Genomic DNA, 23462 nt, shown 5'->3' on the forward strand with positions numbered 1-23462 from the left:
ATAGGAGACGGGTGGTGGTCTCCGTCCGGTAAGGGGGCGGGGCGCCCCCCTCTCCCGGGGCGGGAGAGGGGATCGCCCCGCACCCTTACCGGACGATGACCACCACCAGCCGCTTCGGCCCGTGGACGCCGTAGGCCAGCGTCTGCTCGATGTCCGCCGTTTTCGACGGGCCGGAGATCAGCAGAGCGTTGGTCGGCATCCCGTCGGCCCAGCGGTTCTCGGTCATCGCCTGCCAGAAGGTGTCGTACAGCGCGTCGGCGCGCAGCAGCGCCAGATGCATGTGCGGCACCAGCGACATCAGCCGCGGCTCCTCCGGCGTCGGCCAGACGATCAGGCTGCCGGTGTCGGCGATGGCCCCCAGCGTCGTGGTGATGCCGGCGTCGATTCCGTCGAACAGCCGCTCCTTGAAGGTCTCGACCCGGTCGGCGTAGGGGATCAGCTCCGGACCGCCCGCCATCCCGGACGCCGCCCATTCGGCTGACAGGCGCCCCCCGGCCTCGGTCGCCGGGCCGAACAGCAGGTTGCGGGTGCCCTGCGCCTTGAGGAAGGCCTGGACGTCGGCGGGCCAGTCGGCCTCGGTCGTCTCCAGGAACTCCGTGTGGACGGCTTCCATCATGCGCTTGATGCGCTCCAGCCGTTCGGCGCCGTCCCAGCGCTTGTTGCGCAGGACGGCGAAGTCGGACTCCGGCGGGGTCAGAGGATGGGCGTCGCGCCCGGCGCGCAGCTTGCCCAGGATCGCGTTTCTGGACTCAGACATCGGGAATCCCCTTCTCGCGGGCGAGGGCGTGGAGCGTGCGGTTGGCGAAGCGCGGCTTGGCCCGCACGTTCGTCCATTCCTTCAGCAGCGGCAGACTGGTCGGCGCGGCGTTGCCCAGCTTGGCCAGCAGCGCCGTGGCGAACTGGTAGGCGAGCGGCGAGGCGTAGGTCATCGACCAGCCCTTCCACACCATCGCCTCCGCCTTGCTGGCGTGCGAGCCGGCGCCCCGCACCGCGTCGCCGGGGTGCACGGCCTCCGACCGCAGGCGGCCCATGATCTCGACGATGGGAATCTTGACCGGGCAGATCTCGACGCAGGCGTTGCACATGGTGCAGGCGTGCGGCAGCTCGCCCCGCTTCTCCAGCCCTTCCACCTGGGGCATCAGGATCGAGCCGATGGGGCCGGGGTAGGGTGCCTGATAGGCGTGGCCGCCGACCTTGGTGTAGACCGGGCAATGGTTCATGCAGGCGCCGCAGCGGATGCAGCGCAGCGTGTTGCGCAGCTCCTCGTCGGCGTAGATGCCCGACCGCCCGTTGTCGAGGATCACCAGATGGATCTCGTTCGGGCCGTCCTTCTCGCCCTCCTTGCGGGGGCTGGAGATCATGTTGACGTAGGTGGTGATCGGCTGGGCGGTGGCGGAGCGGGTCAGCAGGCTGATGACCGGCGGCACGTCCTCCAGCTTCTCCACGACCTTCTCCAGGCCCATGACGGCGATGTGGACGGGCGGCACCGTGGTGCTCATGCGCCCGTTGCCCTCGTTCTCCACCAGGCAGAGCGTGCCCGTCTCCGCCACCGCCATGTTGACGCCGGAGATTCCGACGTCGGCGGTCGCGAACTTCTTGCGCAGGACGCGGCGGGCGAGGTCGGTGAGCTGGGCCACGTCCTCGGTGTATTCCGCTTCCTTGATCTTCTGCTTGAACAGATGGGCGATCTGCTTGGTGTTCATGTGAATCGCCGGCATGATGATGTGCGAGGGCATCGCTTCATCAAGCTGGACGATGTATTCGCCGAGGTCGCTTTCCAGGCTCTCGATGCCGTGCTTTTCCAGGAAGGCGTTGAGGTGCATCTCCTCCGACACCATCGACTTGCCCTTGACCACCAGCTTGGCGTTCACGCGCTGCATGATGGACAGGACGATGGCGTTGGCCTCGTCGGTGGTGGAGGCCCAATGGACCTGGATGCCGTTCTTCGTGCAGTTGGCTTCCAGCTTCTCCAGCAGCTCCGGCAGCTTGGACAGGGCGCGCAGGCGGACCGAGGCGCCGAGCGTCCGCACCCCGTTCCATTCGGCGGTGTCGGCGAACTGCACCGCGCGCTTGGACATCAGCCCGTCCATGGCCCGGCGGAAGTTGCCGCGGAGCTGCTGGTCCTGGAGCGCCGCGCTGGAGGCCTTCGCGAAGTTGATGCTGCTCTCACCCATGGGTGCGCTCCTTCAGGAACTGGGCGATGTGGACGCCGCGGACCGGCTTCTGGCCAGCCTCCAGCGCGCCGGAGATGTTCATCAGGCAGCCGCAGTCGCCGGACACCACGGCCTTGGCCCCGGTGTTCTCGATGTCCGCCACCTTGTCGCCGACCATGGCGGCCGAAATCTCCGGATGGCGCACGGCGAAGGTGCCGCCGAAGCCGCAGCATTCCTTCTCCCGCTGCAACTCCACCAGCTCGACGTTGGCGAGCTGGCGCAGCAGGGCCTTCGGCTCGTCGGTCACGCCCATTTCGCGCTGGGCGTGGCAGGAGGCGTGCCAGGTGATCTTCACCGGCGGCCCCTGGTCCTCGAACTTGACCTTCAGGACCTGGACGAGGAACTGGGTCAGCTCCCACACGCGGGACGCCACCTGACGGGCGCGGGCCTCGTCCGGCTCGCCCTTGAACAGGTCGGGCCAGTGCTTGCTCATCATGCCGGCGCAGGAGCCCGACGGCACGACGATGGGCCAGTCGCCGGGGAAGTAGTCGAGCTGCGCGCGGGCGACCTTCAGCGCTTCCTCCCGATAGCCGGAGTTGTAGGCGGGCTGGCCGCAGCAGCTCTGCCCCTGCGGGAAGACGACGCGGACGCCCTGCGCCTTCAGCAACTCCATGCCGGCCATGCCGGCTTCCGGGTAGAACAGGTCGACCAGACAGGTGCCGAAGAAGTAAACGCTGTCAGGGCGTTCGATGGCGGGGCGGCTCGTGGTGCCGTCGTGGCTCATGATTTTCCTCCCTCCCGCCTCAGAACGCGGGTTCCGACGCGCGCGCGGAAGCCGTGGCGGGAGCCTTCGGCGTCGAGCAGGCATCGACCAGATAGACGATGGAACGGTACGGCAAGCCGGAGTGGTCGGACAGGCCGATCTCGCAGGTCCGGCTGTTCGAATAACCGGCCTTGGCCCCGGCGGGGATGTCCTTGGACAGGTGGCGCAGGGCGTGGGCGTTCAGTTCCGGCGTGGTGAAACCCTTGTCGCCGGCGAAGCCGCAGCAGCCGACATCCTCCGGCACCACCACCTGGGTGGCGCAGGCCGCGGCCACCGCCTTCATCTTGGCATCCAGCCCCATGCGGCGGGTGGAGCAGGTCAGGTGCAGCACCACCGGCTCCGTCTGCTTGGTGAAATTCAGACGGTCCAGCAGATGGTCGTGGATGAACTCCACCAGGTCCAGGACCTGGAGCCCGGCGTCCTTCAGGTGCTTCTTCAGCCGGAAGGAGCAGGGGCTGGTGTCGAGGACCACCGGAGCCGTGCCGTCGACGCTGGCCGCCCAAATGGCGCGGACCATCTCCTCCGCCTTGGCGTCGGCCTGGGCGGCGAGGCCCTTGCTCTCCAGCGGCATGCCGCAGCACAGGGAGGACAGCTGCTCCGGATAGGCGACGCGGTATCCGGCCTTCTGGAACAGCGCCTCCACCTTCACCGGCAGCGGGGTCTTCTCCGGGTCGCTGGCGGCCGGCCCCATGCTGCGGCTGGTGCAGCTCGGCACATAGACGACGGCCGGCGCGTCGGCGGGCGCCTTGGCCTGGGGCAGCGGCGTGAAGTTGGTCGGAGTGGGCAGGGCGCGCGGCAGATGCGGCAGGCGCTGGCCGGTGACGGTGCGCAGCTTCTCGAACAGCCCGTTCGCCGTATCGTCGCCCAGCGTCCGCTTCGCCAGATCGGCGAGCTTCAGGCCGGCGCGCGCGACCGACAGCGCGCCGGCGGTGTGGCCGGCGACGTAGGTGCCGAACCCCTGGGCCACCGCCCCGCGCCGGTCGCCGCGGATCGCCTTGATGAGCAGACCCGTCTCGATCCCCACCGGGCAGGCGGTGGAACAGAGGCCGCAGGCCGCGCAGGTGTCGATACCCTGGTAGTCGTAGGCATCGTGCAGCGCGTTGAGCCGAGCCGCGTCGGCGCCGGTGGCTTCAAGACGCGAGATTTCGCGCCAGCCGACGATGCGCTGGCGGGGCGAGAGCGTCATCTTGTGCGACGGGCAGGTCGGCTCGCAGAAGCCGCACTCGATGCAGGTGTCCACCAGCGCGTGGGCGGGCGGCATCGCCTTCAGATTCTTGAGATGCGCCTCCGGGTCGTCGTTCAGGATGACGCCGGGGTTCAGCAGGCCCTGCGGGTCGAGCAGCGCCTTGATCTCCTTCATCAGGCCGTAGGCCTGCGGACCCCACTCCATCTCCACGAAGGGGGCCATGTTGCGGCCTGTTCCGTGCTCCGCCTTCAGCGAACCGTCGTACTTGCGCACCACCTGATCGCACACCGCGTCCATGAAGCGGCGGTAGCGGTCCACCTCCTCGTCGGTGTCGAAGGCCTGGGTGAAGACGAAGTGCAGGTTCCCTTCCAGGGCGTGGCCGAAGATGATCGCCTCGGTGTAGCCGAATTTCAGGAACATCGCCTGAAGCTCGACCGTCGCCTCGGCCAGCCGGTCGAGCGGGTAGGCCACGTCCTCGATGATGACCGTGGTGCCGACCTTGCGCATGGCGCCGACCGCCGGGAACAGGCCCTTGCGGATCTTCCAGTAGCTTTCGCCCAGCTTGGCGTCGGTGGTGAAGGTCGGCGGGAACAGGGTCCGGGTGCTGGCGATCACCGCGCCGACCGCGGCGATGTTGGCGTCCAGCGCCGCCGCGTCCTCGCCGCGGATCTCCACGAGCAGGGCGGAGGCGTCCGGACCCAGCCCGCCGATGAAGTCCGGCATGCCCGGCTTGCCCTCGACCGAGCGCAGCGAGGCACGGTCCATCAGCTCCACCGCCGAGACCGGCGTCGGCTTCATCAGCGCGACGGCGCGGCAGGCCTCCCCGATGTCCGGGTACATCAGCAGGGCGTTCGCCTTGTGGGCGTGCTCCGGCACCGTGTTGTAGGTGATCTCGGACAGGAAGCCGAGCGTGCCTTCCGACCCGATCATCAGGTGCTGGAGGATCTCGACGGGGTCCTCGAAGTCGACCAGGGCGTTCAGGCTGTAGCCGGTGGTGTTCTTGATGCGGAACTTGTTGCGGATGCGCTCCGCCAGTTTCTCGTCGGCGCGGGTGCGGGCGGCCAGATCGGACAGGCCGGCCAGCAGGGCGCCGTGGCTGACGGCGAAGGCGCCGCGGCTGGCGGCGTCCCCGGTGTCCAGCAGCGTGCCGTCGGCCAGCACGAGCCGCATGGAGGCCAGCGTGCGGTAGCTGTTCTGGGCGGTGCCGCAGCACATGCCGCTGGCGTTGTTCGCCGCAATGCCGCCGATCTTGGCGGTGGCGATGGAGGCGGGGTCCGGACCGATCTTGCGCCCGAAGGGAGCCAGCTTGCGGTTCGCCTCCGCCCCGATGACGCCGGGCTGGAGGGTCACCGTCGCCGCACCCGGCGGGATGGTGCAGCCGCGCCAGCTGTCGCCCAGCAGGACCAGGACGGAATCGGTGACCGCCTGGCCCGACAGGCTGGTGCCGGCGGCGCGGAAGGTCACCGGGGTCTTCAGCTCCCGGCAGAGGTTGAGCAGCCGCACCACCTCGCCCTCGGCCTCGACGATGGCGACGATCTTCGGAATCAGGCGGTAGAAGCTGCCGTCGGTCCCGTAGGCCAGCGTGCGCAGCGGGTCGGTGACGAGGCGTTCGTCCGGCATGAACTCCCGGAGGGCCGCGTGCAGGCGGTCATAGGGCGCAGGCAGCATCGGTTCTCGGGACCTCCGGATCTGGGACCGCGCGACGACTCCTCCGTGATCGCCGGTCCGGGTTGCGGGTGCTGGGGGGACGTTTGTTTCCGCCCGTCGGACGGACGGCTTGTTGTGTGCCACAGTCAGTACGTCGGATAATCGATTTGCTGGGTGGCCGCAATGGTAAAATGAATTGACCAAACGCAGCGCTGCGCTGCTGCAATGCACAAGGGCCAAGGGGCGCAAGGAAGACGGCGCACAAAGAAAGCGGCGCCACCCGACCGGATGGAAGGCCGAGCGGCGCCGTAGGAAATAAAGCTCGGCAGTGGATGACGCCCCTTCTCCCCGGGGGGAGGAGAAGGGGGGCAGGCTTCGACGCTTTAGGGGATCATCCAGGGCAGGATGTAGGCCTGGATCATCGTGATGACGCCGATGATCGCGACGAAGAACAGGCTGTGCTTCACGGTGAAGCGGAACAGCTCGGACTCGCGGCCGACCAGACCCACCGCGGCGCAGGCCACGGCGATCGACTGCGGGGAGATCATCTTGCCGGTGACGCCGCCCGTGGTGTTGGCCGCGACCATCAGCACGTCGGACACGCCCACCTGCTGCGCCGTGGTGGCCTGCAGGCCGCAGAACAGCGCGTTGCTCGACGTGTCGGAACCGGTCAGGAACACGCCCAGCCAACCGAGGATCGGCGAGAAGAACGGGAACAGGAAGCCCGTGCCGGCCAGCAGCAGCGCCAGGGTCGAGGACAGGCCCGAGTAGTTGGCGATGAAGGCGAAGGCCAGGACCATGCCGATCGAGTAGATCGGGCGCTTCAGCTCGCTGACCGTCTCGACGAAGGTCTTGACGCCGTCGGCCGGGCGCATCTTCAGCATGACCATCGTGATGATCGCGGAGATCAGGATGGCCGTGCCGGTGGCCGACAGCAGGTCGAGCTTGTAGACGGCCTCGATGGGCTTGGGCGAGGCGACGATCGGCGCGGCCTTCAGCACCAGCTTGTCCAGCCCGGCGACCGGGAAGTACAGCACCGTGTCGGCCAGCGCGCCGCCCTTGGCGAACAGGGCCTTGAAGGGCTTCAGGCTCCAGATCGTGACGATCACGGTCAGGATCAGGAAGGGCGACCAGGCCTTGGCGATTTCGCCGCCGCTGTAGCCGCGCTGGGCGTTGAACTCGCTCGACGCCATGGCGCCGACCGACTGCGGCACCGGACCGGCGGGCAGCGGCGAGTTGGGGAAGCGGAAGATCGCCTTGGGCTTCCAGAACTTCAGGAAGACGGTGATGCTGACGAGGCTGACCAGCGCGGAGGTGATGTCCGGCAGCTCCGGCCCGATGAAGTTGGCGGTGAAGTACTGGGTGACGGCGAAGGTGCCGCCGGCGACCAGGATGGCGGGCCAGGTCTCGCGCACGCCCTTCCAGCCGTCCATGATCATGATGATCCAGAAGGGAACGAAGACGGAGAGCAGCGGAAGCTGGCGGCCGGCCATGGCGCCGATCCGGAACGGGTCGAGCGAGGTGACCTGACCGGCGACGATGATCGGAATGCCCATGGCGCCGAAGGCCACCGGGGCGGTGTTGGCGATCAGGCAGAGGCCGGCGGCGTAGAGCGGGTTGAAGCCCAGCCCGACCAGCAGCGCCGCGGTGATGGCGACCGGCGCGCCGAAGCCCGCCGCGCCTTCCAGGAAGGCGCCGAAGGAGAAGCCGACCATCAGCATCTGAAGCCGCTGGTCCTCGGTGATCGACACCACCGACGAGCGGATGACCTCGAACTGGCCGGTCTTGACCGTGATCTTGTAGAGGAACACGGCGGCCACGATGATCCAGGCGATGGGCCACAGGCCGTAGAGGAAGCCGTATCCGGCGGACGCCAGCGCCATGCCGACGGGCATCTTGTAGAACAGGATGGCGACGGCCAGCGAAATGGCGACGGTGATGGTGCCCGCGATGTGGCCCTTCAAGCGCAGAACGGTCAGCGCGATGAAGAAGAAAATGATCGGCAACGCGGCCACAAGTGCCGAAAGCCAAAGGTTACCCGCGGGATCGTAGACTTGTGTCCAGGGCTGCATGTTTCCTACCTATGCCGCAGATTCTCGGTTCTGCGCTTTGGCCTGCGACCATGAATGGAGCCCGGATCCGCGCGTCTTATCCGGACGCGCGCCGCCTGTCATTCCACGGCCGTTCAGCCGTGGAGATCAGTTTTTTCTTGGGTTGGGCTCCGGTCAAAACATATGACCAAAGGCTCTGAACGGATACATTGGGTCGCAATGGTTGGCAATAGGGAAAATTCAATTTACCGGCGGCGTAGCGAGAGACTTTTTCTTGCCCGTGGTATTACCACCTGACCCCTTCGATGGCGTTGCGATCGGGAAATGGTGCCATGGGGTGCGGTGGGGCTGGACGCGCGAAAGCCGTGGCGATATCTAACCTTCGGGATCGGATGGGATTTCTGCGGATGCAGGGCAAGGGGCAGGGCAAGGGAATGATCAAGCCGGCCAAATTGGCGGACGCCATCGCCGACCATCTGGAGACGCTGATCCGCGAAGGCGTGCTGCGTCCGGGGGAGAAGCTGCTGCCGGAACGGGATCTGGCGCTCAAGCTCGACGTCTCGCGCCCGTCGCTGCGCGACGCCCTGGAGAAGCTGGAGGAGCGCGGGCTGCTCGTCTCCGGGCGCAACGGCACGCACATCGCGCAGTTCCTGGCGCCCATCGCCGCCCCGCTGGCGGCGCTGCTGCAATCCGATCCGGACGCGCCCTTCCACTATCTGGAATTCCGCACCTCCATCGAGGCGGCGGCGGCCAAGCTGGCCGCGCAGCGGGCGACCGACCTCGACCGCAAGGCGATCCGTGCCCTCGCCCAGCGCATGCGCGACGCCCACGGCAAGGACGACCCGTCGGAAGAGGCCGACGTGGACGCCCAGCTTCACCTCGCCTTCTACGAGGCGGCGCACAACACGGTGATGCTGCACATCATGGGGGCGCTGTCGGAGATGCTGCGCAACGACGTTTTCTACAACCGCGACCGGCTCTACACCCGGCCGGGGGTGCGCGACCTGCTGCTGGAGCAGCATTTGGCCATCGTCGACGCGGTGCTGGCCGGCGACGCCGAAGCCGCCCATGCGGCGGCGGAGGCGCATGTGATGTTCACGCTGCACACCCTGCGGGAGATCCGCGAGGACGACACGCGGCTGGAGGCCTCGCTGCGCCGGATCGGGCGCACCGACCTGATCGAAACCACCGAACGGGCCTGAGCCGAAGGGCGGCGTTCGGGAACCTGTGAGCTGTTCCCGGTTTTACACGGCTGTAGGCCAAGGGAGGTCCAGCCGTGCCCACCGCAACGCCGCTCGCCGAAACGCTGCCGTCCATCATTCCCTATTGTGGCGCCCCACCGGTGCCGGACGGGTTCTGGAGCGCCTGGAACGGCGACCCGGTCCTGCTGTCCGTGTTCGCCCTGGCCGCCGTGGGATACGCGATGGTGGCGCGGCGGCATGGAGCGGGGATGGCGCGGCATCAGCCCTGGTGCTTCGCCGCGGGCTGGCTGGTGCTGTTCGCCGCCTTCGTGTCGCCACTGTGCAACCTGACCTCCGCCCTCTTCTCGGCGCGGGTGGTCCAGCATCTTTTGACCATCCAGGTCGCGGCGCCCCTGCTGGTCCTGTCCTGGCCGATGGGTGTGGTGCGCTGGCCGGGCTGGGTGCGCACCCTTGCCTCACCCCTGGCCGTTCCGGAGATCGCCTGGGGCCTGTTCGGGCTGTTCCTCTGGGTATGGCATCTGCCGGGACCCTACATGGCGGCGCTGCGCTTCGACGCGGTGCTGTGGGTCATGCACGCCAGCCTGCTCGTCGGCGCGGTCGCCGCGTGGCGGACCGTGCTGGCCCCGGATGATGCGGCCATGCGGGGGAGGGGTCTGCTGTCGGCTTTCGGCACCTCGGTCCACCTCGCCATCCTGGCGGCCCTGCTGATCTTCGCCCCGCAGCCGCTGTTCGTCTACCATCTGGAGACGACGGCGCCCTGGGGCCTGTCGGCGCTCGCCGACCAGCAGCTCGGCGGCCTCATCATGGGGGTGGTCGGGGCGGCGGTCTATGTGGCGGTCAACCTCTACGCCCTGGCGCGCTGGCTGATGGTGCCCGAGCGCCAGCGGTCGTAAGCGGTCAGCGCGCCTCCAAACCGAGAAAGCTCCAGGACACGTCACCGCGGCCGAGCATATCCTCCCGGTCATTCCGATGGATGCAGCGCAGGTCGACGGACTCGGCAAGCTTGATGGTCTCAGCGGCTGAAACATCATACATCGTCCGCCCCGCCGGCACAGGGCCGTGCCGCAAGGACAGGATGACCCGGCCGTTCGGCTTCAGGAGACCGGCGATGTGCGGCATCGCGATGCCGCGCTGGGCCTCGTCGAGGTGCATCCACACCGCAGTGAGCAGCACGACGTCGTAGCGCCCGCCCAGGCTCCGCACCGCCGCCAAATCCGGCAGAGTGTCGTCGATCCACCGGATCGGCGTCGCGGCGTGGATGCGCATCCCCGCGCCGCGAAGCTCCGCGGTCGGTTCGACGGCGCTCACCTCGTGACCGCGCCGCGAGAGGGCGGCCGCGTCCCGTCCCGTGCCCGCGCCGATGTCCAGGATGCGGCTCGGCCGGGAGGGAAAGAGATGGAGCACATCGCGATGCACATCGGTGAAGGCCACGCTCTCGTACTGTTCCGTGAGGGCTGTCGCGTTTTCACCGTATCCGTTCCGTCCGCTCATTCCCCGGCTCTCCGCATGATGCGCCGATGACGGCGCGACCGTTCCCCTGCTTACCACAGACAGCCGAAGTTCGTTGATGCCGTGGGGAATGCGCGCAACGAAAAAACCCCGGCCCATGCGGGCCGGGGTTCTCGTTTCGCGTCACGCTCAGTGGACGGCGGCGCTGCTGCGTCCGCCGCCGCTGCCGGTCAGGGCGAAGCCAAGCGGCGGGCGCTCCGGGGCCTTGAAGCCGGTGGCTCGGTCCTCCTCGACGGGGACGCCGTCCAAGGTCAGGCGACCGTCCCGCGCCGACAGGTGCAGGGTCGAGCGTTCGTCCACCTCGCCGTCGAGCAGCCGCTCGGCGATCGGGTCCTCCACCAGATTCTGCACCGCCCGCTTCAATGGACGGGCGCCGAAGGCCGGGTCCCAGCCGAGGTCGGCGAGCCGGGCGCGGGCCGCGTCGTCGGCGGTCAGCGACAGGCCGCGTTCCGCCAGACGGTCGGCGACGCGGGCAAGCTGGATGTCCACGATGTGGGCCATCTGCTCGCGTCCCAGCCGGCGGAAGATCAGCACATCGTCCAGCCGGTTCAGGAACTCCGGCCGGAAGGCGCGGCGCACCGCGTCCATCACCTCGACCCGCGCGCCCTCCAGGCTGTCGTCCTCGCCGAGGGCGGTCAGGGCGTCCGCCCCCAGGTTCGACGTCATGATCAGGATCGCGTGGCGGAAGTCCGCCGTGCGGCCCTGGCCATCGGTCAGCCGCCCGTCGTCGAGCGCCTGGAGCAGCACGTTCAGCACGTCCGGATGGGCCTTTTCCACCTCGTCGAGCAGGACGACCTGATAGGGCCGGCGCCGGATCTTCTCGGCCAGCGTGCCGCCGTCGTCGTAGCCGACATAGCCCGGGGGCGAGCCGATCATGCGGGCGACGGAGTGCTTCTCCATATACTCCGACATGTCGACGCGGGTGACCGCGGTCTCGTCGTCGAACAGGAAGGCGGCCAGCGCCTTGGCCAGCTCCGTCTTGCCGACGCCGGTCGGGCCGAGGAACAGGAAGGAGCCGGTCGGGCGGTTCGGGTCCTTCAACCCGGCCCGCGCCCGGCGCACCGCCTTGGACACGGCGCGCACCGCCTCCGCCTGACCGACGACGCGCTCGGCCAGCCGGTCCTCCATACCCTTCAGCCGCTGTCGCTCGCTGTCCAGCATGCGGTCCACCGGGATGCCGGTCCAGCGGGTGACCACGGCGGCGATGTCCTTCGCCGTGACTTCCTCCCGCTCCGCGTTGGCGCGGGATTCGGCCTCGGCCAGACGCTTCTCCAGGTCGGGAACGACGCCGTAGGCCAGCTCGCCAGCCTTCGCCCAGTCGCCGTCGCGCTGGGCGTGCTCCAGCTTGGTGCGGGCCTGGTCCAACTCCTCCTTCAGGCGGCGGCCCTCGGTGCGGCGGGACTGGCCGACGCGCCATTCCTCCTCCATGGCGGTCAGCTTCGCCTCGTCCACCGCCAGTTCGGACTCCAGCTTGTGCAGCCGTTCCTGCGAAGCGGCGTCCGGCTCCGACTTCAGGGCCTCGCGCTCGATCTTCAGCTGGGCGACGCGGCGGCCGACGGCGTCCAGCGCCTCCGGCTTGCTGTCGATGGCCATGCGCAGGCGGCTGGCCGCTTCGTCGACGAGGTCGATGGCCTTGTCGGGCAGTCGACGGTCGGCGATGTAGCGGGCGGAGAGCTGAACCGCCGCGACCACCGCCGCGTCGGCGATGCGCACGCCGTGGTGCACCTCGTACTTGCCCTTGATGCCGCGCAGGATCGACACGGCATCCTCGTCAGACGGCTCGTCCACATTCACCGGCTGGAAGCGGCGGGCGAGTGCGGCGTCCTTCTCGATGTATTTGCGGTACTCGTCCGGCGTGGTGGCGCCGACGCAGCGCAGCTCGCCGCGCGCCAGCGCGGGCTTCAGCATGTTGGCGGCGTCCATCGCGCCGTCCGTGCGGCCGGCGCCGATCAGCGAGTGCAGCTCGTCGATGAACAGGATGATGCGGCCCGCCGCCTGCTGCACCTCCGACAGGACGGCCTTCAGCCGCTCCTCGAAGTCGCCGCGGAACTTGGCGCCGGCCAGCAGGGCGGTGAGGTCGAGTGCCAACACGCGCCGGTCCTTCAGCCCCTCCGGCACGTCGCCGGAGGCCAGCCGCTGGGCAAGCCCTTCCACAACAGCGGTCTTGCCCACGCCGGGCTCGCCGATCAGGACCGGGTTGTTCTTGGTGCGCCGGGCCAGGACCTGGATGGTCCGCCGGATCTCGTCGTCGCGCCCGATCACCGGGTCGAGACGGCCCTGCCGCGCCTCTTCCGTCAGATCGCGGGCGTATTTGGCGAGCGCCTCGCCCATCTGGGAATCCTCCTGCCGGTCGGCCGGGCGGTTCCGGCTCAGCGACTCGACGCCCTCGACCAGCACCGCAGGATCGACGCCGGCGCGGTGGAACAGCGCGCGGGTGGCGCCGCCCTGGGCGGCCAGCGATTCGAGCAACCGTTCGGGGGAGACGAACTTGTCGCCGGCACCCCGCGCCGTTTCGACGGCGTTCTGGAGCACGCCGGCGAGCGCCGGGGACATGAAGATCGGGTGCGGCCCTTCGCCATCCACGCGGGTCTGGCGGTTGAGGGTTTCCTCGGCGGCGGTCTTCAGAAGCTCGGGATCGCCGCCGGCATCGCGGATCAGCTTGGCGGGCACGCCGTCGGCGTCCTCGACCAGGGCCTTCACGAGATGTTCGGGGACGAGCTGTTGGTGGCGTCCGGCGAGAGCCGCCAGTTGCGCAGCCTGGATGACGCCGCGCGCACGGTCGGTGAACAGACCGAAGTCCATCAGGCACTCCGTTCGTTATGGTTCCCGCCCTTTGCGAAGGCGCGGGAAGACGGCCTGTGTGGCCCGCACCATGCGCGGCCCCGGTCGCCTCAAGGGAACAGATGGGCAGGAACGCCGCCCCGATCAAGACGGCCGCCCGGACGGTGGGGCAAGGCTGTCTTGCGCCGGCAATGTCTCACTATATGGACGACGATTTATTTATTTGACACACTCCGTGCGTCTTCATAAAGTGGCGGAAACTGATATGCCAGATATCGGACAAGAACGCAGGAGGGGGAAATGGCCGGCATCGGAGCAAATCCGCTCGATGCACAAGCGTCGCCGGAGAAGCCGCAGGCCTCCGGAACCCAGACGCTGATGCGCGGCCTCGCCCTCCTGGAATGCGTGGCGGCGGGCATCGGGGACGTGAAGGGCATCGCCGCCCGGCTGGGCACGCCGCGCAGCACCACGCACCGGATGCTCAACAGCCTGACCCAGGACGGCTATCTGCATCACGTGCCCTACAAGGGCTATCTGTTGGGGCCGAAGCTGATCGCGCTCGGCATGCGCGCGCTGGAACAGCGCCCGCTGGTCGCCATTGCCCGGCCGCATATCGAGGAGTTGGCCCGCCAGACCGGCGACACCGTCCATCTCGGCGTCGTCGAAGGGGCGGAGGTCTTCTACCTCGACAAGATTCCGAACACGCGCGGGCTGGAGATGCGGTCGCGCATCGGCCTGCGCATGCCGCTGGCCTCCACGGGGCTGGGCAAGGCGCTTCTCCTCGGCCTGCCGCGCGAGCGCTGGTCCGAGCTGTACGAACACGCGCTTCGCCTGACCGCGGCGGCGCCGGAACGGCCCCCGCTGGCGCCCTGGCCGGAGTTCGAATCCCGGCTGGCCGCCTATGTGGACCGCGGCTGGTCCTTCGACCTTGAAGAAAACGAAATCGGCATCCGCTGCGTCGGCGCGCCGATCCGTGACGTCCGCAATCAGGTGGTCGCCGCCATCAGCGTGGCGAGCGCCGTGCCGTACATGCCGGACGAACGGATGGAGGAGCTTGGACCCGTGGTCCGGGCGGTCGCCGACGCGATTTCAAAGGATTTGGGATGGAAACGGGACGAACGGGCGTCGGGGCATCGCTGATCGCCCTCGACTGGGGAACGTCGAGCCTGCGCGGCTTCCTGATGGGCGGCGACGGGCGGGTGCTCGACCAGCGCGCCAACGCGCACGGCATCCAGAATCTGCCGATGCCGGGAGTCGCCGGCTTCGAGCAGGCCTTCGCCGACCTGTGCGGCGACTGGTTGACCGCCCATCGCGGCCTGCCGGTGGTGGCCGGCGGCATGGTCGGCAGCGCCCAGGGCTGGCGCGAGGCCCCCTATGTCCGCTGCCCCGCCGACACGACCACCCTGGCGTCGCAGGCCATCCCGGTGGAAAGCGCTTCGGGCTCCCGCATCCTGATCGCTCCGGGCGTCCTCTACGACCCGCCGAGCGGCCCGCCGGACATCCTGCGCGGCGAGGAGATCCAGATCGCCGGCGTGCTGGCCGACCGTCCCGACTGGGGCCGCGACGCCTGCATGGTGCTGCCCGGCACCCATTCCAAATGGGTGGAGATCGTCGGCGGGCGCATGATCCGCTTCTCCACCTACATGACCGGCGAGACCTTCGCCGTGCTGTGCAAGCACTCGATCCTCGGCCGGCTGATGCCGGCGGACGCCGCCCCGACGGAGGCCGAGTCCGACGCCGCCTTCGCCGAGGGCGTGCGGGCGGCGCAGGCCGGCGGGCCGGGCGACTTCACGCACCAGATTTTCGCCGCGCGCACGCTCGGCATCACCCGCCGCATGCCGGCGGAGCTTCTGAAGGATTACCTGTCCGGCCTGCTGATCGGCCATGAGCTGGTCTCCGGCCTCGGCCACATGCGCAACGAGCTGCACGAGGGCCGTCCGCTTCTGCTGATCGGCGAGGGCGCGCTCTGCCGCCGCTACGTGCGCGGCCTGGAGCTGCTGGGCGTCGAGCCCACCGACCGGCTTGAGAACACCGCCCCGCGTGGGCTCTTCCAGTTCGCCGTTGCCGCCGGCCTGATCGCGCCGGCGGGGGAGTAACCGATATGTCCGCAACGATGATGTCCGACGAGTCCCTGAAGGCCCGCTTCGACGCCGCCTTTTCCGCCCTGCCGCTGGTCGCCATCCTGCGCGGCCTGACCCCCGCGGAGGCGGAGGGCGTCGCGCAGACGCTCTACGACAGCGGCTTCCGCATGATCGAGGTGCCGCTGAACTCGCCCGATCCGTTCACGAGCATCGCCGCCGTCCGCCGGCTGCTGCCGCGCGACGCGCTGGTCGGCGCCGGCACGGTCCTGGCGGTGGAGCAGGTGGCCCGGCTGAAGGAGATCGGCGCCGACCTGGTCGTCATGCCGCACGCCGACACCGCGGTGATCCGCGCCGCCAAGGCCGCGGGCTTGGTCAGCCTGCCCGGCATCGCCACGCCGACGGAAGCTTTCGCAGCGCTGTCAGCCGGGGCCGACGCCCTGAAGATCTTCCCGGCGGAGCTGGTCGGCCCGCGCGTCATCAAGGCGATGCGCGCCATCCTGCCGGCCGGCACCCGCCTGCTGCCCGTCGGCGGCATCGCCCCGGACACCATGGCGCCGTTCCTGGAGGCCGGCGTGGCCGGCTTCGGGCTGGGGTCCGCGCTCTACGCGCCTGGCCTGTCCGCCGCCGAGGTCGGCGAGCGGGCGGACGCCTTCGTCGCCGCGTGGCGGCGTCTCAACCCGCGCTGACCGAACCAGGACAACAGACACCACCCGCGGCCGGTCGCAGAACGCGCCGCGGGTTTCCTCCCCCCTCACCATCACAAGCAATTTTCCAGGGAGAACGTTCATGAAGGGCTATCGTTTCGTCACCGGCGCCGTCGTCGGCGCGCTGACCTCCGCCACGATGATGGTCGCCGTGCAGGCCGCCGAGTACCCGACCAAGGCGATCGAGCTGATTGTTCCCTACGCGGCCGGCGGCGGCACCGATCTGGTGGCCCGCGCCTACGCGGACGCCGTGAACCGTCACCTGCCGCAGTCGGTAGGCGTGGTGAACAAGACCGGTGGCGGTGGCGCCGTCGGTCTGTCGGAGATCATGGCAGCCCGTCCGGACGGCTACCGCATCGGCATGGGCACCGTGGAGATCACCACCCTGCCGAACCTCGGCGTCGCCCGCTTCACGGCCGATGACTTCACCCCGATCGCCCGCCTGAACGCCGAGCCGAGCGCCATCACGGTCAACGCCAACGCGCCGTGGAAGACCATCGAGGAGTTCCTGGCCTACGCCAAGGAGAACCCGGGCAAGGTCCGCATCGGCAATTCCGGCACCGGCGCCATCTGGCACCTCGCCGCCGAGGCCCTGGCGACCAAGTCGGGCCTGAAGTTCAGCCACATCCCGTACGACGGCGCCAACCCGGCGGTCACCGCCCTCCTCGGCAACCACATCGAGGCGGTCAGCGTCAGCCCAGCCGAGGTGTCCAGCCATGTCGCCGCCGGCACGCTGCGCATCCTGGCCGTGATGGACGACCAGCGCTCCAAGGCCTTCCCGGACGCCCCGACGCTGAAGGAGAAGGGCATCGACGTGACGGTCGCCACCTGGCGCGGCATCGTCGTTCCGAAGAAGACCCCGGCGAACATCGTCGAGACGCTGCGCACCGCCTCCAAGAAGGCGGTCGAGGAGCAGGGCTTCCGCGACCAGCTGACCAAGATGAACCTCAGCTACGCCTACCTCGACGGCCCGGAATACAAGGTGGCCATGGAGAAGGACGCCGAGATGTTCAAGGTGCTGATGAAGCAGATCGGCCTGTCCAAGTAAGCCGATCCACATAAGCCGCATCCCCGGCGTGTCCCCGGCGGCCTTCGGGCCGCCGGGCGTCCGAAGGAGATTCATTCATGAGCAACGCTCCCGCTCCGGGCGGCAAGGTTGGCCTGCGCCCGCAGGACCGCCTTGCCACGCTGGTCATCGCCGTCCTCGTCATGGCGGTCGCCGTGGCCGCCATCATCGTCGCGGGTGACTTCCCGCCGACCATGCTGGAGACCGACGTCGGCCCCGCCCGCTTCCCCATCATCTTCGCGGTCGCCCTGCTGGTGCTCTGCGGGATCCTGATCATCAACACGTTGCGGGCGCCCGCCGCGCCCGCGGAGAGTCCGGCGGACGCCGGGCCGAAGGCCAGCTATGGCACGGTGGCCATCGGCATCGTCGCGACCGCCGCCTGCCTGTACGCCATGGAGTTCGTCGGCTACGCCATCGCGACGCCCATCTATCTGTTCGGCCTGATGTGGCTGATGGGACGGCGCAACCTGATCGCGAACGCCGCCATCGCCGCCGTGTTGACCGCGCTCATCTACGCCGCCTTCGCCATCGCGCTCAGCGTGCCGCTTCCGGTCGGGAGTCTCTTCGAATGACCCGAACCGATCCGACCGGCCGCAACGCTCCGCTGACGGAGGGGTGAGATGTACGAACTCGATATGCTTCTTCACGGCGCGCAGGCGCTGCTCAACCAGCCCATGGCGCTGCTGCTCGCCCTGTTCGGCGTCACGCTGGGCATCATCATCGGCGCTCTGCCCGGCCTGACGGCGACGATGGGCGTGGCCATCCTGCTGCCCTTCACCTTCGGCATGGACCCGCTGTCGGGCCTGCTGATGATTTCCGGCGTCTTCTTCGGCGGCATCTACGGCGGGTCGGTCACCGCGATCCTGCTCAAGATCCCCGGCACTCCCGCCGCCGCGGCGACCGCCATCGACGGGTTCGAGCTGACCAAGAAGGGGCAGGCCGGCATCGCGCTGGGCACCGCCACCTTCTCGTCCTTCCTGGGCGGCACAGCCAGCGTCTTCGTGCTGATCTTCCTGGCCCCGGTGCTGGCCCGCTTCGCCCTGGAGTTCAGCGCGTCGGAGTCCTTCGCGCTTGCCGTCTTCGGCCTGTCGATCATCGCCAGCATCTCCGGCGTGTCGGTCATCAAGGGCCTGATCTCCGGCTTCCTCGGTCTGCTGCTGGCAACCGTCGGGCTCGACCCGATGGGCGGCTTCCCGCGCTACACCGGCGGCTACACCGAGCTGTTCAACGTGCCCTTCATCCCTGTGATGATCGGCCTGTTCGCCGCGGCCGAAGCCTTCAAGTCGCTGGAGGACCCGCAGGTCCGCGCCGGCATGGCCGCGGCGCTGGACCGCATCATTCCGCCCTGGCACATGTTCCGCCGCCAACTGGGCAACATCGCGCGCTCCTCGGGCCTCGGCATCGTCATCGGCATGATCCCCGGCGCCGGCGCCGACATCGCCGCCTTCGTCGCCTACAACGAGGCCAAGCGTTTCAGCAAGACGCCGGAGAACTACGGCAAGGGCGAGCTGGGCGCCGTCGCCGCCTGCGAATCCGGCGCCAACGGCTGCACGGGCGGCGCGCTGCTGACCATGCTGACGCTGGGCATCCCCGGCGACGCGGTGACCGCCGTGATGCTGGGCGCGCTGACCCTTCAGGGTCTGCAGCCCGGCCCACTGCTGTTCAAGGACCACGCCGATCTGGTCTTCACGCTGTTTGCCGGCATGCTGGTCTGCTACGTCTTCATGCTGGTGGTCGGCCTCGGCTCGCTGCGTTTCATGGGGCGCATCCTGCAGATGCCGAAGTCGGTGCTGACGCCGTGCATCCTGGCGCTGTGCATCGTCGGCACCTACGCCATCAACAACAGCATGTTCGACATCTGGATCATGCTGGCGGCCGGCGTCGTCGGCTACTTCATGCAGAAGTGGGACTTCCCGGCCTCGCCCGTCGTGCTCGCCCTCATCATGGGGCCGATGGCGGAGGCGAACTTCCGCCGCGCGCTGTCGTTGTCGGGCGGCAGCTACGACTTCCTCTACACCCGCCCGATCACCGCGGTCCTGCTGACCATCGCAATCCTGACGCTGATGCTTCCGTTGCTGCGCCGACTGTGGGCCCAGCGCTCGTCCGGTGGTCCGTCGACGATCAACCCGGCCGCCGGGAGCCGCCGCATGGGGACGCCGGAATGACGACCGTAACCGAAATCGGCCTGGAGGCCGTCATCGATCCCGACCTGCGCAACGGCACCGGCGAGAACCCGGTCTGGGACGCCGAGCGGGCCTCGTGGACCTGGATCGACATCCCGGCGCGGACCATCCACCGGCTCGACCCCTCCAGCGGCGCCCACCGCCACTGGACCCTGCCTGAGATGATCGGCAGCCTCGTCCTGCGTCCGGACGGCGGCGTGGTCTGCGCCTGTGAAACCGGCGTCTTCGACGTCGACCTGCCGGGCGAGGGCGGGGAGGCGGTGGTCACCGCCCTCGCCACCCACCGCTTTCCCAAGGAGGGCATGCGCTTCAACGACGGGCGCTGCGACCGGCAGGGGCGGTTCTGGCTGTCCAGCATGGTCATGGACATCAGCCAGGGCGACGCCTCCGGCCTGTGGCACCGCTTCACGCGGGCCGACGGGCTGACGGAAACCGGGACCGGCGGCTACATCATCCCCAACGGCTCCGCCTTCAGCCCGGACGGGCGCACCCTCTACGCGTCCGACAGCCACCGCGACGTGCGGATGGTCTGGGCCTGGGACTACGACACGGACACCGGCACCGCCGCCAACCGCCGCCCCTTCGTCGACATGCGGGCCATGGTCGGTCGCCCCGACGGCGCCGCGGTGGACGTCGACGGCTGCTATTGGATCTGCTGCCTGGACGAGGGCTGCATCAAGCGCTTCACCCCGAACGGTGAACTCGACCGCCGCATCGAGGTGCCGATGCGCAAGCCGACCATGTGCGCTTTCGGCGGGCCGGACCTGCGGACGATGCTGGTCACCTCGCTCAGCCGTGGGCCGGCGGACCTCGCCGAGGACCCGCATGGCGGGCGCGTCCTGATGTTCGACCCCGGCGCCCAGGGCCTGCCGGAACCCCGCCTGGCCGACTGAGCCGGGCCAAAACGACACCAAGACACGAGAGGCAAGGAATGTTTGACGATCTGAAGGGCAAGCGCGTTCTGATCACCGGCTCCACGCAGGGCATCGGCCTGGCGGCGGTGGAGGCGTTCGCCCGCGCCGGCGCCAAGGTCGCCATGAACGGCCGCCGCACCCCGGCGGACCTGGAGGCTACGCTGGCCCGTCTGAACGGGCTGGGTGGCGAGGTCGTCTTCCTCCAGGCCGACGTGTCGGACAGCGCGGCGTGCGGCACGCTGGTCGAGGCTTTCGTGGAGCGTTTCGGCGGCATCGACGTGCTCATTAACAACGCGGGCGGTCTGGTCGCGCGCAAGCCGCTGCCGGAGATCGACGACGCGTTCTTCGACGCGGTGACCGACCTCAACTCCCGCTCCGCCCTGATGGTGACCAAGCACGCCCTGCCGCACCTGAAGGCCGCGGCGGCGCAGAACGGCACCACCTCTTCGGTGATCTCGGTCGGCTCGGTCGCCGGCTACACCGGCGGCGGTCCGGGCGCCGGCCTCTATGGCGCGGCCAAGGCGTGGCTGCACAACATCCAGAAGAACTGGGTGGCCTTCCACACCAAGGACGGCATCCGCTTCAACATGGTGTCGCCGGGCACCTTCGACACGGCGTTCCATGCCGACAAGGACGAGGACACCAAGGCCCGCATCGGCTCCGGCTTTCCGATGGGCCGCTTCGGCCGTCCGGAGGAATGCGCGCCGACCTTCCTGTTCTTCGCGTCGCACGCCTGCAGCGGCTACATCACCGGGCAGGTGCTGGACGTGAACGGCGGCCAGTACATGCCGTAACGATTGGCAGTTCCGTCCGCGTCCGTCCGGTCAGAGCGGACGCGGCGGGATCGCGGCGGTGAATGCCGCCGTTTTGGCGGCGATGGCCGGCAGGGTGGGGAAGGGCATGCCGTCCTCGCACCGCAGCTGCCGGGCCACCGCGTGCAGGGTGCCGTGATGACGGCGGCAGAGGATGCCGTCGGCGTCGCGGTCGTAGAGCCGGACGAACTGGACGGGCGCCGCCCCGTCCTCGGCATGGACCTCCACCTCCACCAGATGGGTGCAGAAGGAGCAGGCGGTCAGCGGGTCCGTCGAATCGAAGGCCACGCCCGCCTCCAGGCAGCGCCGCGCGAAGGCTTCCAGAAGCACCGACGCGCTGTCCACCGCATCCAGCCCGCGCAGGGCGCGCACGACGTCGCGCATGTGGCTGACATCCGGCAGGATCAGCCCGGCGGCGGAATGGCGGTCGTGGATCACCAGTTTCATCATGATGCGCAAGCCGTCTCGAACAGGGTGGGGCGGTGGTTGGCCGTGCCGCTTGCGGCGGCGTAGCCGGGTCGGCTCGACCACACCCGCTGGCGGATGCGGATCTGCGTCCGGCAGTCCGCCGAGCAATAGAGCGGGGCGGGACCGCGGCCGGAGGCCCGGGTGAACGGACGCCCGCAGCAGGCGCAATGCAGCTTGGGTGCGGGAAGGATGCGGGGTGTGCGGGCGTGTGTCTGCGTCGGCATGGCCAGGTTCACAAGGCATTTCCAAAGTTGTGCGGACTATACGGGTGGTCTGTGACAGTTTGACGGGCGGGGGCGGGCTACCACTTTTTCGCATCCCGACCGTCACTCGCGGACACGGAAACGCCCTTGGGTGCCGACGGGTTCCCCGCCATGACACGGCATCCGGTCGTTCCGGGGGATGCATAAAATACGGTTGTTCTTCTTGGCGAGACGTGAGTCGGCAGGGGAACATTTCAGCGCATCGTCTCTGATAAATTGTCTTTGATGATAAAAATTCGCGTTGTAATGTCCCGTTGGCGGATGAGGGTGTTTCTGCAAGCCGGTGACGTGCTGGTTGTGGCCGGCGCCCCGGTCGGGGGAGTGCCGGATCGTCCCTTTCCGCGGCAAGAGGAAGGGGCGGACATGGGAGCACCGACGAAGGCGACGATTCTCATCGTGGATGACACCGCCGACAACCTGTCGCTGCTGAGCAGCCACCTGAAATCCATCTATACGGTCAAGACGGTGAACAACGGCGATGCCGCACTGCGCATCGCCTTTTCCGATCACCCGCCGGATCTGATCCTGCTCGACGTCATGATGCCGAGCATGGACGGCTACGAAGTGTGCCGCCGCCTGAAGGCCGATGTGAGGACCCGTGACGTTCCGGTGATCTTCCTGACCGCCCGAACTTCCATAGAGGACGAGAAATTCGGTCTGGACCTTGGTGCCGTCGATTACATCAGCAAACCGATCAGTCCTCCCATCGTTCTGGCGCGGGTCAAAAACCACCTTTCGTTGAAGGCCACCGCCGATTCGTTGCGCGCCACCGTCGAGGAGGTGCGCGCCGCCCACAGCCGTCTGGAGGAGACGCAGCAGCACCTGATTCAGACGGAGAAGATGGCGGCGCTGGGCCTGCTGGTGTCCGGCGTCGCGCATGAGATCAACACGCCGATCGGCGTGGCCCTGACCGCGGTGTCCCATCTCTCCGGGCTGGTCGAATCCCTGGCCTCGCAGTTCCAGAGCGGGGCTATCCGCAAGTCCGACCTTGCCCGCTTCCTGGAGAACGCGCGGGAAGGGACATTGCTGGTCACCACCAACATCGTGCGCACCGCCAACCTGATCCAGAGCTTCAAGCAGGTGGTGGTCGACCGCGCCGGGTCGGAACGGCGGGTGTTCGACCTCAAGGACTATCTGTCCGATGCGCTGTTCGGGCTGGACCCGCACCTGCGCGAGGCCGGGCACAGCCTTACCGTCTCCTGCCCCGCCGGGCTGACCATCGACAGCCATCCCGGCCCGCTGTCGGAGGTGCTGTCCATCCTGATCCGCAACGCCGTGGCCCATGCCTTTCGACCGGGCCAGAGCGGGCGCGTCACCCTGTCGGTCACGCCGCGGGAGGGAGAGTGGGTGGAATTGCGGCTGTCCGACGACGGCAAGGGGATCGACCCGGACCATCTGCCCAAGCTGTTCGACCCCTTCTTCACCACCCGCCGCGGCATCGAGTTTCCGGGGCTGGGGCTCTACATCGCCTTCAACCTCGTCCATCAGGTGCTTCAGGGAACCATCGAGGTGGAAAGCCTGTCCGGCGGCGGAGCCACCTTCGTCATCCGCATGCCGCAGCGTGTCTCCACCCTGGCCGAAGCGCCGGCCTGACGCCCGCGCGCCGCCGCAACGGGCAG

The 23462-nt window shown here is 68.6% G+C and carries 20 protein-coding genes; 11 read left to right on the forward strand and 9 right to left on the reverse strand.

The features are described from left to right. Positions 1 to 85 precede the first annotated feature (85 nt). The 5 genes from GBZ26_RS04130 to lldP form a co-directional block, all read right to left on the reverse strand. Positions 86 to 757 carry a LutC/YkgG family protein gene (locus tag GBZ26_RS04130; RefSeq protein ID WP_174437723.1) on the reverse strand — a complete coding sequence of 224 codons (672 nt, stop codon included), beginning with the start codon at positions 755 to 757 and terminating at the stop codon, positions 86 to 88. Then, complete coding sequence (locus GBZ26_RS04135; RefSeq protein WP_174437724.1) at positions 750 to 2174, reverse strand: LutB/LldF family L-lactate oxidation iron-sulfur protein; 1425 nt, start codon at positions 2172 to 2174, stop codon at positions 750 to 752. Before GBZ26_RS04135 ends, GBZ26_RS04130 begins: the two co-directional genes overlap by 8 nt. Then, positions 2167 to 2937, reverse strand: a complete 771-nt coding sequence (locus GBZ26_RS04140) for a (Fe-S)-binding protein (protein WP_174437725.1) — start codon at positions 2935 to 2937, stop codon at positions 2167 to 2169. The genes GBZ26_RS04135 and GBZ26_RS04140 overlap by 8 nt, the downstream gene beginning before the upstream one ends. Positions 2938 to 2956: 19 nt before the next feature. Continuing rightward, positions 2957 to 5830: an FAD-binding and (Fe-S)-binding domain-containing protein gene (locus tag GBZ26_RS04145; protein ID WP_174437726.1), complete on the reverse strand. Its 2874-nt coding sequence runs from the start codon at positions 5828 to 5830 to the stop codon at positions 2957 to 2959. A 362-nt stretch (positions 5831 to 6192) separates the two neighbouring features. Continuing rightward, entirely contained in the window at positions 6193 to 7881 is a 1689-nt protein-coding gene (gene lldP, locus GBZ26_RS04150; protein ID WP_174437727.1) for an L-lactate permease, read from the reverse strand. A 371-nt stretch (positions 7882 to 8252) separates the two neighbouring features. On the opposite strand from lldP, the gene GBZ26_RS04155 reads away from it, so the two are divergent. Further along, the gene (locus GBZ26_RS04155) at positions 8253 to 9062 is read left to right on the forward strand and encodes an FCD domain-containing protein (protein WP_246654075.1); all 810 of its coding nucleotides are present in this window, start codon (positions 8253 to 8255) and stop codon (positions 9060 to 9062) included. 74 nt (positions 9063 to 9136) lie between these two features. Continuing rightward, the gene (locus GBZ26_RS04160; RefSeq protein WP_174437728.1) at positions 9137 to 9955 is read left to right on the forward strand and encodes a cytochrome c oxidase assembly protein; all 819 of its coding nucleotides are present in this window, start codon (positions 9137 to 9139) and stop codon (positions 9953 to 9955) included. A 4-nt stretch (positions 9956 to 9959) separates the two neighbouring features. Here the strand turns inward: GBZ26_RS04160 and GBZ26_RS04165 are convergent, their stop codons facing one another. Together GBZ26_RS04165 and clpB are read right to left on the reverse strand one after the other, a co-directional pair. After that, the gene (locus GBZ26_RS04165; protein ID WP_174437729.1) at positions 9960 to 10553 is read right to left on the reverse strand and encodes a class I SAM-dependent methyltransferase; all 594 of its coding nucleotides are present in this window, start codon (positions 10551 to 10553) and stop codon (positions 9960 to 9962) included. A gap of 147 nt (positions 10554 to 10700) precedes the next feature. Next, positions 10701 to 13373 carry an ATP-dependent chaperone ClpB gene (gene clpB / locus GBZ26_RS04170; protein ID WP_174437730.1) on the reverse strand — a complete coding sequence of 891 codons (2673 nt, stop codon included), beginning with the start codon at positions 13371 to 13373 and terminating at the stop codon, positions 10701 to 10703. Positions 13374 to 13652: 279 nt separating this feature from the next. Between clpB and GBZ26_RS04175 the strand changes: the two genes are divergently transcribed. The 8 genes from GBZ26_RS04175 (at position 13653) to GBZ26_RS04210 (ending at position 21094) form a co-directional block, all read left to right on the forward strand. Next, complete coding sequence (locus GBZ26_RS04175; RefSeq protein ID WP_040136541.1) at positions 13653 to 14492, forward strand: IclR family transcriptional regulator; 840 nt, start codon at positions 13653 to 13655, stop codon at positions 14490 to 14492. Further along, positions 14456 to 15448 (forward strand): 2-dehydro-3-deoxygalactonokinase, encoded by a 993-nt coding sequence (locus GBZ26_RS04180; RefSeq protein WP_174437731.1) that lies wholly within the window; start codon positions 14456 to 14458, stop codon positions 15446 to 15448. Before GBZ26_RS04175 ends, GBZ26_RS04180 begins: the two co-directional genes overlap by 37 nt. Positions 15449 to 15453: 5 nt before the next feature. Next, a complete protein-coding gene (locus GBZ26_RS04185; RefSeq protein ID WP_246654074.1) occupies positions 15454 to 16119 on the forward strand; it encodes a 2-dehydro-3-deoxy-6-phosphogalactonate aldolase in 666 nt (221 codons plus the stop codon). Between the two features lie 100 nt (positions 16120 to 16219). After that, positions 16220 to 17185, forward strand: coding sequence for a Bug family tripartite tricarboxylate transporter substrate binding protein (locus tag GBZ26_RS04190; RefSeq protein WP_174437732.1), 966 nt, complete (start codon positions 16220 to 16222; stop codon positions 17183 to 17185). Positions 17186 to 17262: 77 nt separating this feature from the next. Further along, on the forward strand, positions 17263 to 17775 hold the full coding sequence (locus GBZ26_RS04195; RefSeq protein ID WP_174437733.1) for a tripartite tricarboxylate transporter TctB family protein: 513 nt from the start codon (positions 17263 to 17265) through the stop codon (positions 17773 to 17775). Positions 17776 to 17823: 48 nt separating this feature from the next. Further along, the gene (locus GBZ26_RS04200; RefSeq protein ID WP_174437734.1) at positions 17824 to 19368 is read left to right on the forward strand and encodes a tripartite tricarboxylate transporter permease; all 1545 of its coding nucleotides are present in this window, start codon (positions 17824 to 17826) and stop codon (positions 19366 to 19368) included. Beyond that, positions 19365 to 20279 (forward strand): SMP-30/gluconolactonase/LRE family protein, encoded by a 915-nt coding sequence (locus GBZ26_RS04205; protein ID WP_174437735.1) that lies wholly within the window; start codon positions 19365 to 19367, stop codon positions 20277 to 20279. The genes GBZ26_RS04200 and GBZ26_RS04205 overlap by 4 nt, the downstream gene beginning before the upstream one ends. Before the next feature lie 38 nt (positions 20280 to 20317). Then, positions 20318 to 21094: an SDR family NAD(P)-dependent oxidoreductase gene (locus GBZ26_RS04210; protein ID WP_103040368.1), complete on the forward strand. Its 777-nt coding sequence runs from the start codon at positions 20318 to 20320 to the stop codon at positions 21092 to 21094. 30 nt (positions 21095 to 21124) lie between these two features. Here GBZ26_RS04210 and GBZ26_RS04215 read toward each other — a convergent pair whose 3' ends face one another. Both GBZ26_RS04215 and GBZ26_RS04220 read right to left on the reverse strand, forming a co-directional pair. Beyond that, complete coding sequence (locus GBZ26_RS04215) at positions 21125 to 21562, reverse strand: hypothetical protein (RefSeq protein WP_174437736.1); 438 nt, start codon at positions 21560 to 21562, stop codon at positions 21125 to 21127. Further along, the gene (locus GBZ26_RS04220; RefSeq protein WP_174437737.1) at positions 21559 to 21804 is read right to left on the reverse strand and encodes a hypothetical protein; all 246 of its coding nucleotides are present in this window, start codon (positions 21802 to 21804) and stop codon (positions 21559 to 21561) included. The genes GBZ26_RS04215 and GBZ26_RS04220 overlap by 4 nt, the downstream gene beginning before the upstream one ends. Before the next feature lie 402 nt (positions 21805 to 22206). Between GBZ26_RS04220 and GBZ26_RS04225 the strand changes: the two genes are divergently transcribed. Further along, a complete protein-coding gene (locus GBZ26_RS04225; protein ID WP_174437738.1) occupies positions 22207 to 23436 on the forward strand; it encodes a sensor histidine kinase in 1230 nt (409 codons plus the stop codon). Positions 23437 to 23462 lie beyond the last annotated feature (26 nt).

The organism is Azospirillum formosense (assembly GCF_013340925.1).
Taxonomy (GTDB): Bacteria; Pseudomonadota; Alphaproteobacteria; order Azospirillales; family Azospirillaceae; genus Azospirillum; species Azospirillum formosense.